Annotated in this window: 13 protein-coding genes; 5 read left to right on the top strand and 8 right to left on the bottom strand. The window is 62.7% G+C overall.

Annotation, left to right across the window (positions count from 1 at the left end; all coding sequences use genetic code 11):
* The 3 genes from CN311_RS27090 to CN311_RS27100 all read right to left on the bottom strand — a co-directional run.
* A partial coding sequence (locus CN311_RS27090; protein WP_115504277.1) for a DUF2938 family protein occupies positions 1–198 on the bottom strand: 198 nt, incomplete at its 3' end.
* A 29-nt stretch (positions 199–227) separates the two neighbouring features.
* Positions 228–710 carry a peroxiredoxin gene (locus tag CN311_RS27095; protein WP_097576710.1) on the bottom strand — a complete coding sequence of 161 codons (483 nt, stop codon included), beginning with the start codon at positions 708–710 and terminating at the stop codon, positions 228–230.
* Between the two features lie 221 nt (positions 711–931).
* A complete protein-coding gene (locus tag CN311_RS27100; RefSeq protein WP_097576711.1) occupies positions 932–1,738 on the bottom strand; it encodes a protein-disulfide reductase DsbD domain-containing protein in 807 nt (268 codons plus the stop codon).
* A gap of 148 nt (positions 1,739–1,886) precedes the next feature.
* Between CN311_RS27100 and CN311_RS27105 the strand changes: the two genes are divergently transcribed.
* The 3 genes from CN311_RS27105 (at position 1,887) to CN311_RS27115 (ending at position 3,263) form a co-directional block, all read left to right on the top strand.
* On the top strand, positions 1,887–2,495 hold the full coding sequence (locus CN311_RS27105; RefSeq protein ID WP_097576712.1) for a YqgE/AlgH family protein: 609 nt from the start codon (positions 1,887–1,889) through the stop codon (positions 2,493–2,495).
* 106 nt (positions 2,496–2,601) lie between these two features.
* On the top strand, positions 2,602–2,931 hold the full coding sequence (locus CN311_RS27110) for a type II toxin-antitoxin system RelE/ParE family toxin (RefSeq protein WP_342586710.1): 330 nt from the start codon (positions 2,602–2,604) through the stop codon (positions 2,929–2,931).
* A gap of 5 nt (positions 2,932–2,936) precedes the next feature.
* On the top strand, positions 2,937–3,263 hold the full coding sequence (locus CN311_RS27115; RefSeq protein WP_097576713.1) for a helix-turn-helix domain-containing transcriptional regulator: 327 nt from the start codon (positions 2,937–2,939) through the stop codon (positions 3,261–3,263).
* Positions 3,264–3,533: 270 nt separating this feature from the next.
* Here CN311_RS27115 and CN311_RS27120 read toward each other — a convergent pair whose 3' ends face one another.
* Genes CN311_RS27120 through thrC form a run of 4 tightly spaced genes read right to left on the bottom strand, consistent with a single transcriptional unit; the run spans position 3,534 to position 9,741 of the window.
* Positions 3,534–6,422: an EAL domain-containing protein gene (locus CN311_RS27120; protein WP_097576714.1), complete on the bottom strand. Its 2,889-nt coding sequence runs from the start codon at positions 6,420–6,422 to the stop codon at positions 3,534–3,536.
* A gap of 2 nt (positions 6,423–6,424) precedes the next feature.
* Entirely contained in the window at positions 6,425–7,021 is a 597-nt protein-coding gene (locus CN311_RS27125) for a GNAT family N-acetyltransferase (protein ID WP_097576715.1), read from the bottom strand.
* A gap of 15 nt (positions 7,022–7,036) precedes the next feature.
* Positions 7,037–8,329, bottom strand: coding sequence for a M16 family metallopeptidase (locus CN311_RS27130; RefSeq protein WP_097576716.1), 1,293 nt, complete (start codon positions 8,327–8,329; stop codon positions 7,037–7,039).
* Between the two features lie 14 nt (positions 8,330–8,343).
* Entirely contained in the window at positions 8,344–9,741 is a 1,398-nt protein-coding gene (gene thrC, locus CN311_RS27135; RefSeq protein ID WP_097576720.1) for a threonine synthase, read from the bottom strand.
* Positions 9,742–9,868: 127 nt separating this feature from the next.
* Here thrC and CN311_RS27140 point away from each other — a divergent pair, with 127 nt between their 5' ends.
* Complete coding sequence (locus CN311_RS27140) at positions 9,869–10,576, top strand: hypothetical protein (protein ID WP_097576717.1); 708 nt, start codon at positions 9,869–9,871, stop codon at positions 10,574–10,576.
* 39 nt (positions 10,577–10,615) lie between these two features.
* Here the strand turns inward: CN311_RS27140 and CN311_RS27145 are convergent, their stop codons facing one another.
* Positions 10,616–11,305 carry an HAD family hydrolase gene (locus tag CN311_RS27145; protein ID WP_097576718.1) on the bottom strand — a complete coding sequence of 230 codons (690 nt, stop codon included), beginning with the start codon at positions 11,303–11,305 and terminating at the stop codon, positions 10,616–10,618.
* Positions 11,306–11,483: 178 nt separating this feature from the next.
* Here CN311_RS27145 and CN311_RS27150 point away from each other — a divergent pair.
* On the top strand, positions 11,484–11,978 hold a 495-nt coding region (locus CN311_RS27150), incomplete at its 3' end, for a DNA-methyltransferase (protein ID WP_133117270.1).

The raw sequence follows: 11,978 nt of genomic DNA on the forward strand, positions 1-11,978 counted from the left end.
TTCATGCGCATAGGGCGCGGCCTTGCCGATATCGTCATGAAAGACCTTCTCACGCAGGTGCCAGACCCAGCGGCCGACCAGCCCCCAGCTCGGTCGCGGTTGGGCAAACGCCAAATTGAGAAAAATCGCCCAGATATCCATCAGCACGGTGGCGCCGATGCCGATCGCCACAGCGCGCCAGAAGATGTCAAACGTCATTGAAGTCCCCCAAGCAGGCAATCGCCAGGCTAAAGTTGTCCGAGAATGTGAGCCGCACCGGACTCGTCGACGCCAGGCTTTGTCTCGACATTGAGAGCGATAACCTTGCCATCGTCGACGATCATCGAAAAACGCTTCGAGCGCAGCCCCATGCCGCCGCCGGAAAGGTCGGCGTCAAGCCCGATCGCCTTGGCGAAATCGCCATTGCCGTCGGCCAGATAGAGGATCTTGCCTTCGCCGCCGCTGAAGCGGGCCCAGGCGCCCATGACGTGAACGTCGTTGACGGCAACGACCGCGATCGTGTCGACACCGCGCGCCAGGATGGCGTCGTAATTGTCGAGATAGCCTGGCAGATGGTTGTTGCTGCAGGTCGGCGTGAAAGCGCCGGGAACGGCGAACAGCACCACCTTCTTTCGCGAGAAAATCTCAGCCGTCGTGATCGCCTTGGCGCCATCGGCGGTCATCGTCTTGAAGGTCGCTTCGGGCAGCTTGTCGCCAATGGAAATGGTCATTGAATCTCTCGCTTGGGAAGGATGGGAAGAAGGTGTGCTTGCGATAGCGGACCAGGCCTATTCCTGCAACTGGCCAGCGGCCGGCATCCGAGCGGCCAGCATCATTGCATGTCGCCCAAAAGTGCGTAGCGGTTTTGGGGAAACGACATGCATAAAGGGAACCAGTGCACGTCGCCCAAAAGTGTGTAGCGGTTTTGGGAAAACGACATGCGTCAAACCTATCAGGGGAACGGCAGCAGTCCGTCGACGGCGCCATCGGCGCTGGTCAGCGTATAGTAGAGACCGCCATCCGTCGGCGTCGTCGACGGCCGGTCGAGGATCGGCACGGTAAACACCAGCTTACCGTCCTTTTCGCTGCGGGCAGGAGCGCCGAACATGTAATCCCGCTCACCGGCGACGAAGAAATCCACCGCCTCCGGATCGCCCGGAAAGCTCGCCTCGACGATCAGCGTCTCATGGTCGCCCGGCAGGATTTTGATGCCGAAATCGGGCCCTGCGGGGGTGGGCAGCGTCGCAAGGGCCGCCTTCACCAGCGCGGTATCCTCGGCATTGTCCGGATCCGAGCCGGGGTCGACGGTTAGCCGCGTCTGCACCGGAATGCAGATCGTCTCGCAGATGCCGAGAAAAATATCGGCATCGATGACAGCCGGCTGGTTCGGCGCCGACAGGGTGAAGGTCACCGGCAACGAGACCGGATGGTCGTAGCCGGCCCATTTGCCGTAGCCGTCGCCGTGGCGCTGGGGCGGCGGAAACGAAAATGTCGCATCAGTGATATTGGTGCTGGCCGAGATATCGAGTTGCGGCGGCACGCCGGCGTCGCCCGGATCGCGCCAGTAGGTCTTCCAGCCGGGCTTGAGCGCGATATCGAGCACGCCGTGGAGGCGGCCGGCTTCGTCGGGCTTGCCGCTCGTCACCAGCCGCACCTTGCCGCCTTCGCTATTGTACCATATCGACGAGGAGGCGGCCGCGGGAAGACCTGTTCCCAATCCAACAGCGGCGCCGAGCAGCAGGACTTTCAAGCGTTGCATGGCGCTGATTTGAGCGTCAGTTGATGGCTGTGCAATGATTTCATGGCGTCGCTGGTATCATATTTGCGTGACCTCGGTCAGAGAGCTTTGGCCAAATCGCGCGCTGCGCATCTTTTCGGCGGTGCGGAAACGCGTTACCCTCCCTCCCATGGACTTGTTGCGCCACAAGAAGACGGCTGCCGCACGCGGCTTCCTCGACGACCAGTTCCTGATTGCCATGCCCGGCATGAAGGACGATCGTTTCACGCGCTCAGTCATCTACATCTGCGCGCACAGCGATGAAGGCGCGATGGGCCTCATCATCAACCAGACCCAGCAGATGCTGTTTCCGGACCTGCTCGTGCAGCTCGGCATCATGAACGAGCAGGAGGCGATCCGCCTGCCGGCGCAGGCTCGCGATTTCGTCGTGCGCAATGGCGGCCCGGTGGATCGCAGCCGGGGCTTCGTCCTGCATTCGGGCGACTACCGGGTGGAATCCTCGCTGACCGTCTCCGACGACATTTGCCTGACCGCAACCGTCGACATATTGCGCGCGATCTCGTCGGGCCGCGGGCCACGGCACGCGCTGATGGCGCTCGGTTATTCGGGCTGGGGTGCCGGACAATTGGAAAGCGAGATCGCCGAGAACGGCTGGCTGACCTGCCCGGCAAGTGCCGAGCTTCTGTTCGACACCGACATCGAGCGCAAATACGACCGAATCCTCGCCTCGATCGGCATCGACCTGGCGCATCTCAGCGTGGCCGCCGGTCACGCCTAGCCGTGAAAACCTGACGCCTGGTGCCCGACACGACAGCCGCCCCTTGGGCGGAAATTATGTCACCTGAGCATTGCGTCAAACTTGAAGGTGTCGTATATGACACTATATGATCGAAGTCAAGGTCTATGAGGATGAGCGGGGAAATAGCCCGTTCGAGGAATGGTTCGATAAGCTCCCGGCGGCGCATGCCGCCAAAGTCACGACTGCTATCGTTCGTCTCAGCGTCGGCAGCCAATCCGGTTTGAAGCCGGTCGGGCAGGGTGTGTCGGAATGGCGGATCGACTGGGGGCCGGGCATTCGAATCTACCTGGCATTCGATCGCACGAAGCTGATCATCCTGCTGGCGGGTGGAACGAAAAGCCGCCAGCAGGCAGACATCGCCCAGGCCCATGATCGTTGGACAGCCTACAAGCGGCGCAAGAAAGCGAAGGAGTGAAGGCAATGGCACTGTCGCGCAGTTTCAAGGAGACCGTGAAGGCGCGTGCCGAGCGCGATCCGGAGTTTAGGGCAGCGCTTCTCGGCGAGGCGGTTGAAGCCTTTGCCGCTGGCGAGGCCGACACCGGCAAGGCGCTGATCCGGGATTATATCAACGCCACTGTTGGCTTCGATAGCTTGGGTGAGGCCGTCTCGATTGATCCGAAAAATCTGATGCGGATGTTCGGGCCGCGCGGAAATCCTCGGCTTGCCAACCTCTCGGCGGTCCTGCGTGAACTCAACCGTCGCGAGGCCGTGCATTTCAAGGTCGAGCCTGAGCGGGTCGCGCACTGAGAAATATCGAAGCGGACTATCGAATCAGGCATCGCTCTGTATGGGTAGAGTTGGTCGGTGTTGGGCCCGGTCGTGAAGCTGCCGGCGCAACACACGACAATGGGCCGGCATTCGAGAGCGACCAATGTCTCCCGCTTCGCAGGCCGACGGATATATCGGAACGCAAATACGGGCTCCCCCGCTTCCGGGCATCGGTCGAGCCGATTCAACTTCAACTGGCGCATCTCAGCGTGGCAGTCGGTTGCGCCTGAGTCTCGTCCTGAATCTTAATCACGCCTGAGTGAGCGGATACTGTTCCTTCAGCGTCTTCAGCACCTGGTCGCCGGGCATCGGCGCGCCGAACATGAAGCTCTGCACATATTCGCAGCCCATCTGCCGCAGTTCGAGCGCATCGCTTTCATCCGAGATGCCCTCGGCCACAACCGAGAGGCCGAGGTCATGCGCCATGCTGACCATCGATTTGAGCAGCACCGCGCGCTTCGGCGTCGTGTCGTCGACGAAGCTCTTGTCGATCTTGATCGTGTCGAAGGGAAAGCGCGTCAGATAGGCCAGCGATGAATAGCCGGTGCCGAAATCGTCAAGCGACAGGCCGATGCCAAGCTGCTTCAGCTTGGTCAGCACATGGGCTGACTGTTCGGGATTGTCCATCACCAGCGATTCGGTGAGTTCGAGGCGGAAGCAGCGTGGCTTCAGATTGGCGCGCGCGATCACCGAACGGACGTCGCTGACCAGGTCGCGGCGGATGAGCTGACGGCTGGACAGATTGACCGAAACCGACAGCGGCGCGTCGCCGATCTGCTTCTGCCATGCCGCGAGGTCTTCGGCCGCCTGCTGCATGGCGAACAGGCCAAGCTGTACGATCAGGCCGCAGCTTTCGGCGACTGGGATGAAATCCGCCGGCGGGATCATGCCGCGGCGCGGATGGTCCCAGCGCAATAACGCTTCGAACCCGGCAACGCTGCCGTCTTCCAGCCGCACGATCGGCTGGTAGGCGAGCGTGAATTCGCGCCGTTCGATGGCGCGGCGCAGATCGGATTCGAGCTGCAAGCGGTCGGTGCCGACGGTGCGGAAGGCCGGGCGGAAAGGCTCGATCCTGTCGCCGCCGAAGCGCTTGGCCTGATGCATGGCAAGCTCGGCGTCCTTGACCATGTCCTCGGCAGACGTCTGCGCCGAGGTCCAGGTGATCAGCCCGATCGAAGCGGTCAGCACGATCTCGCGCTTGGCGAAGGTGATCGGGTTGTTGATCGCATGCTTGATGGCGTCCGCCACGGCCGCGATGCGGGCAGGGTCCTGCTCCGACAACAGCATCAGCGCGAACTGGTCTCCGGCAAAGCGCGACAGCGAATCCTTCGGCTTGAGCAGCCGGTGCAGCCGGCGCGCGATCGTCAGCAGGATGGTGTCGCCGGCCGAGATGCCGAGCCCGTCGTTGACCTGCTTGAAGCGGTCGATGTCGATGACGAAGACGGTGGGGCGCACCTTGTCTTCCGTGCGGGCGATCGAGATGATCGCCTCTAGCCGGTTCATGTACAGCTCGCGGTTCGGCAGGCCGGTCAGATTGTCGTGCACGGCGTCGTGCAGCAGCCGTTCCTCGGATTTCTTCTGCTCGGTCACGTCGACCATCGTGCCGACGCAGCGGATGACCTCGCCGTCCGATCCGATCACCGGGCGCGCCCTAAGCGAGAACCAGTGATAGTGCCCGTCGGCGCCGCGCAGGCGGAAATTCTGTGCCACGCGGCCGCGGCGGTGTTCGAGCACCACGTCGAGCGTGGTGCGGAAAGTGTCGCGGTCGTCGGCATGCAGCACCGGCAGCCAGTTGCGGGCAGCACCGCCGAGGCTGTTGGGCGCGAGCCCGAGCTGGATGCTGACATCCGGCTTGGTGACGACGCGATCGCGCAGCACGTCCCAGTCCCACACAGTGTCGCCGGATCCGGCGACGGCCAGCGCCTGGCGTTCGAGATCCGAGAACAGGCCCTGATGCAGCGCGCCGCCGGCAAAGGCATGCTGCATGACGGTGAAACCGATCAAGAGGATGATCAGGATCAGCCCGCCGCCCAGCGCCGGCTGGGCGATGTCGTTGTCGAGCATGCCGGTGATCGCCATCCATGACCCGCACAGCCACAGCAGCACCATGACCCAACTCGGCACCAGCATGATCGCGCGGTCATAGCCGCGTATGCCGAGGAAGATGATCAGGCCGAGCCCGGTCAGCGCGGTGGCGGCGAAGGAAATCCTGGCAATGCCGGCGGCGACCGCCGGATCGACGATGGCGACGCCCGCGATCAGCACCAGCCCCAGGATCCAGACCAGAGCGCCATAGCTGAAATGGCCATGCCAGCGGTTGAGGTTGAGATAGGCGAACAGGAACACCACGAAGGTCGCCGCCAGCGCCACCTCCGTTCCGGCCCGCCACATCTGCTCATTGCCGGGCGATATCTCTATGATCTTGTTGAGGAAGCCGAAATCGACGCAGATATAGGCGAGCACTGCCCAGGCGAGCGCCGCCGTCGCCGGAAACATCGAGGTTCCCTTGACGACGAACAGAATGGTCAGGAACAGCGCCAGCAGGCCGGCAATGCCGATGACGATGCCGCGAAACAGCGTGTAGGAATTGACCGAATCCTTGTAGGATTCCGGATCCCAGAGGTAGACCTGCGGCAGCTTGGGCGAGGCAAGCTCGGCGATGAAGGTGACCACCGTTCCGGGGTTCAGCGTCACCCGGAACACATCGGCGTCGGGGCTGGTCTGGCGGTCGAGCGCGAAGCCTTCGCTCGGTGTGATCGCGGCAATGCGGGTCGAGCCGAGATCCGGCCAGAAGATGCCGGAATTCACCAGCCGGAAATGCGGTGCGACGATCAGCCGGTCGAGCTGCTGATCGGTGGTGTTGGCCAGCGCGAACACCGCCCAGTCGCCGGTCGAGCGCGCGTCATTGGCCTCGACCTCGATGCGCCGCACGATGCCGTCAGGCCCGGGCGCGGTCGACACCTGGAAGTTCTCGCCCTGGTTCCGGTAGATTTCGACGGCGCCCGACAGATCGAGCGCCACATCGTCGCGGGCGATCTTGATCGGTTCGACGGCAAAGGACGAGGACGCCGCTCCAAGCATGATGATCGCTGCCAGGACAAAGGCGAACAGCGACCTGATTCGCAGGAAATTCGTCAAAATCAGTCCTTCGTTCCTGCGCCAGGCGGATCGTCCGCGATCCGGGCGTAGAGGTAGTGGTCCTGCCAGATGCCGTTGATCCTGAGGTAGGATCGCAGAAGTCCTTCGCGCCGGAATCCGGCTTTTTCAAGCACGCGGATCGACCGGGCGTTGTCGGGAATACAGGCAGCTTCGATCCGGTGCAACCTCAGCGTATCGAAGGCGAAGTGCGAGACGACCTTGACCGCGTCGGTCATCAGGCCGAGGCCGCTATAGCGTTCGCCGATCCAGTAGCCGATATGGCCGCTTTGCGCGACGCCGTGGCGAATGTTGCCCAGCGTGATGCCACCGGCAAGCTTGCCGCTGCCTTTCTCGAAGATGAAGAAGGCGATCGCCGTTCCTTGCGCATAGTCCTCGCGGTAGCGGCCGATGCGGTGGCGCCATGAAGCGCGGTCGAGCTCGTCGGGGGTCCATCGCGGCTCCCACGGTTCCAGGAAGGCGCGGCTTTCTCCGCGCAGCGCCGACCATTCGCGATAGTCGTTGGTCAGCGGCACGCGCAGCGTAACCCGGTCGCCCTTCAGCGCCGGCAGGTCACGGCGAAAGAAAGGGAGCGCGAACACGGGCGCTTGGACAGGCTAGACGGCGAGCTTGCGGGCCGTGGTCTGCGTGCCCGAAAGCGAGTCGAGGATCGCTTCATAGGGGGCGAGCGTACCCACCGGTCCAACAGCGGTCAGCGTCGGTTTGGTCGAGAACAGCCGCGACGACAGGTCCGTCAGCCGATTGATCGTCAATGCCGACAGCCGCTCCATCAGCTCTTCCTTGGCGATCGGCCGGCCGAACAGCAGCAATTGCCGGGCGATCTGCGAGGCGCGGCTGGCCGGGCTTTCCGCCGACATGATCAGTCCGGCGCGGTACTGGGCGCGCGCCCGGTCGAGTTCTTCCTGCAGGATGTTCTCGCCGGCCTTCTGCAGCTCGTCGATGACGACGGGCACCAGTTCGGCGATGTCGCTCTGCCCGGTGGCAGCATGGACGCCGAATATGCCGGTGTCGGAAAAGCCCCAATGGAAGGCATAGACCGAATAGCACAGGCCGCGCTTTTCGCGGACTTCCTGGAAAAGGCGCGACGACATGCCGCCGCCAAGGATCATCGACAGAACCTGCGAGGCGTAGAAGTCGCGCACATGGTAGGCGCGGCCTTCGAATCCGAGGACGATCTGGGCGTCCATCAGGTCGCGGTCCTCGCGGAAATCACCGCCGACATATTGCGCATATTGCGGAATGTTGCCTTCGGCCTTGGCGCGGAAGCCGCCGAGATGTCTTTCGACCTCACGCACGAAATTGTCGTGCTTGATGTCACCGGCAGCTACGACCACCATGCGCTCGGCGGCATATTGCCGTTCGATGAATTTGTGCAGCTGCTTCGACGTGAAGGATTTGACGGTGTCCGGCGTGCCGAGGATGGAGCGGCCGATCGTCTGGTGGCGGAAGGCCGTCTCGGTGAAGCGATCGAAGACGATGTCGTCGGGCGTGTCGTGCGCGGCGCCGATCTCCTGCAGGATCACATGCTGCTCGCGTTCCAGCTCCTGCGGGTCGAACTCGGACTCCTGGAGGATGTCGGCGAGGATGTCGACGGCCAACGGCACGTCGTCGCTCAGCACCCTTGCATAATAGGACGTCGTCTCGACGCTGGTGGCGGCATTGATCTCGCCGCCGACATCCTCGATTTCCGAAGCGATCTCGAAAGCGCTTCGCCGACTGGTTCCCTTGAACGCCATGTGTTCAAGCAGGTGGGCCATTCCGTGCTCTTCGTCACGCTCATTGCGGGCGCCTGATTTGACCCAGGCACCCAGGGCGACGGATTCGAGACTTGGAAGGGTTTCGGTGGCGACTGTCAGGCCGTTCGACAGACGGCTTACCTCAACACCCATATAGCTGGTACTCCCTAACTTGCCGCCCGCGTGTGGTGGCTAACGTAATCTTCCACCATTTTCAGGTCGGATGGAAGTACCGTGTATTTTTCCTCTGATGTCATCAACCCGCCTAGCCATGCGGGCAGGGCCGGAGACACGCCGCAGGCGTCTTCGACGGCGGCTGGAAACTTCGCCGGATGGGCGGTGCCCAGCACCACCATCGGCACGGCGTTGGCGGTGTTTGCGGCGGCAATATGCATGGCCGCGGCGGTGTGCGGGTCGAGCAGGTAGTTGCTGGCTGCCAGCGTCGAGCGGATCGTGGCGGCGACTTCGTCCATCGTCGAACGGCCGGCGTCGAATTCGGCGCGGATCCTGGCGATCTCCGCCGCTTCGATAGTGAAGGCGCCGGACTGTTTCAGCCCGCTCATGTAGCGCCGCACGGTCGAGGCATCGCGGCCGGCCGCTTCGAACAGCAGGCGTTCGAAATTCGACGACACCTGGATGTCCATCGACGGCGACGTCGTCGAAAAGACGCCTTTCGTGCGGTATTCGCCGCTCGACAGCGTGCGCGCCAGAATGTCGTTGTCGTTGGTCGCGATGATCAGCCGCTCGATCGGCAGGCCCATCTTCTTGGCGGCGTAACCGGCGAAGATGTCGCCGAAATTGCCGGTCGGCACCGTGAAGGAGATAGGCCGGTCGGGCGCGCCTAGCGACAGCGCCGACGAGAAATAATAGACGATCTGGGCCATGATGCGGGCCCAGTTGATCGAATTGACGCCGGACAGCGACACCCGGTCGCGAAAGCCGTGATCGTTGAACATGTCCTTAACCAGGCCCTGGCAATCGTCGAAATTGCCTTCGATCGCCAGTGCGTGGACGTTTGCGGCGGTCGATGTCGTCATCTGCCGCTGCTGCACCGGCGAGACCTTGCCGTGCGGGAACAGGACGAAGATGTCGGTGCGGGCGCGCCCGGCAAAGGCATCGATTGCAGCCCCGCCGGTGTCGCCTGAGGTGGCTCCGACGATAGTTGCGCGCTGGTCGCGTTCGGCCAGCACATGGTCCATCAGCCGGGCGAGAAGCTGCATGGCCACGTCCTTGAAAGCCAGCGTCGGGCCATGGAAGAGCTCCAGGACGAATGTGTTCGGACCGGTCTGCACCAGCGGGCAGACGGCCTCGTGACGGAAGGTCGCATAGGCCTCGCGCACCAGCCGTTCGAACACCGGCATAGCGATCTCGCCGCCCAGAAACGGCGCCAGCACGCGAATGGCGAGATCGGGATAGGCAAGGCCGCGCATGGCACGGATTTCGGCTGCCGAAAGATGCGGCCAGGCGCTGGGCAGATAAAGCCCGCCGTCGCGCGCCAGTCCCGCCATCACCGCGTCGGAAAAACCAAGCACGGGCGCTTCACCGCGGGTACTCACATATTGCATCGTCACATGTCCATTGCCGCCGGGCGGTTCCATCCCGGCAAAGTGGTTAATTTCTGCGCTGGCTCAGTCGCATTTTTGCCGCGCGGTTGATATACGTCACCCGCTTTGCGAGAGGGAAGAGTAGTTCATGGCGTTTTGTTCGTTCAACGGTCGCCCATTTTATCATCGTTTTGTCGCGGGTCTGGCGCTCACCGGCTTTATGCTTGCCGCCGCCGGCTGCCAATCGAGCGACAATGGCATCCTTGGCTTCGGCAAGAAGGACACGTCGCCACCGCCGCCTCCGGACCCACAGGTTCTCAGAAGCCAATTGCTGGCCTACTGCCCGAAAGTGACGCTGCGCGACGGTACCGCTTTCTTCAACACCTATGCCAAGAGCGGCCCGAAGCCCAAGAAGAAAGCCGAGCCCGCCGCTGACGCGGCACAGACCGACCAGACGGCGCCGGACGGTACTCTCGTTGATCCGCAGAAGGATCCGACCAAGATCATCTACCAGGCCTCGATCACGGACGTCACCCGCGACTGCAGCCGCGCCGACGGCCAGTTGTCGATGAAGATCGGGATCGCCGGCAAGGTCGTGCCGGGTCCGATGTTCAAGCCCGGTACGATCACCATGCCGATCCGTGTAGCCGTGATGCATGGTTCAGACGTGCTCTACTCGCAGCTTCACCAATATCAGATCCAGGTTACCGACCCTTCGACCGCTACCCAATTCATCTTCACCGATTCCAGCGTCGTCGTTCCCGAGCCCACCGCGAAGGACTATCAGGCGTTTGCCGGCTATGATGAAGGCGCGCCGAAGAAGGGCGACAAGAAAAAGGTTGCCGCGGCCGAATAGCGGCGCTTGGAACCGCGCCTCCAGATGGAGGCGCATGCCTTACGCATCCGCCGACCATTCCGACAGGGCGGCGATGACGCTTTTCAGCTCCGCCCAGCGGCGAATGACGGTTTCGGCGCCGGCCTCGGTCAGCGCATCGGCATGGCCGGGATAGCTGTGGCTCGCTCCCGTGAAGCCGATCACGCGCATCCCCGCCGTCCTGGCACCGGTCACGCCATGCACTGAATCCTCGATGACGAAGGTGTTTTGCGGATCGGCCTTGAGTTTTTGCGCGGCATAGAGGAACACGTCGGGCGCCGGCTTGGTTTTCCCGGTCGGTGTTTCCATCGCCGAAAAAATCCGGCCGGCGAAGAACGGCAGCAAATGCACCTTCTCCAGCATGAACTCGATCCGCTCGGAGCGTGAATTCGAACAGATGCAGCGCGGCACCGTCACCGCGGCGACCGCCTCGCGCACGCCGTCGATGGCGCGAACGTCGCTGCGCAATTTGCGGTCGACCAGCTCTTCGGCGCGGTCGATCAGCGAGGCCTGGAACGGGATGCGCGATTTTTCCTCGACCCGCATCATGATGTCCTTGAAGGTCAGCCCGGCATAGGTTTCGCCAATCTCCTCGGCCGATATCTCATACCCGGCCAAGGTCAGCAGTTCGGCCTCGATGCGCGCGGCGATGATTTCGGAATCGACGAGCACGCCGTCGCAATCGAAGATGACAAGATCTGGCTGTGGCATGGCGATCCGGAGGCGGGAGGGCGGGCGTTGACCCGAGCAAGCCCGGGCGGCGCGGGCATACACCAACGGGCCGGCCTTCGCAAATTGCCGGGTCAGCACCTCAGGCCTTCACCGAATATTTACGCTGATCGGTAACCATAACAGGCAGTAAACAGTAACGCGTGCCTTGGGTGTAACAATGTCAGCCGTGCGTCTTCTCGACGAGCTTTCCCACGCTCCTCAGCAATCCGAGTGGCTGGATACGATCCTGAAAGGCGACTGCGTCGCAGCGCTCGACCGGCTGCCCGAAAAATCCATCGACGTGATCTTCGCCGATCCGCCCTACAATCTGCAGCTTGACGGCGATCTGCACCGGCCCGACCAGTCCAAGGTCGATGCCGTCGACGACGACTGGGACCAGTTCGAGAGCTTCGAGGCCTACGACGCCTTCACCCGCGCCTGGCTGCTGGCGGCGCGCCGCGTGCTGAAGCCCAATGGCACCATCTGGGTCATCGGCTCCTATCACAATATTTTTCGGGTCGGCGCCAAGATGCAGGATCTCGGCTTCTGGATCCTCAACGATGTCGTCTGGCGCAAGACCAATCCGATGCCGAATTTTCGCGGCCGCCGCTTTCAGAACGCGCATGAGACGATGATCTGGGCCTCGCGCGACCAGAAAAGCAAAGGCTACACC

Origin of the sequence: Mesorhizobium sanjuanii (genome assembly GCF_002529485.1) — a bacterium.
Lineage (GTDB): Bacteria > Pseudomonadota > Alphaproteobacteria > Rhizobiales > Rhizobiaceae > Mesorhizobium > Mesorhizobium sanjuanii.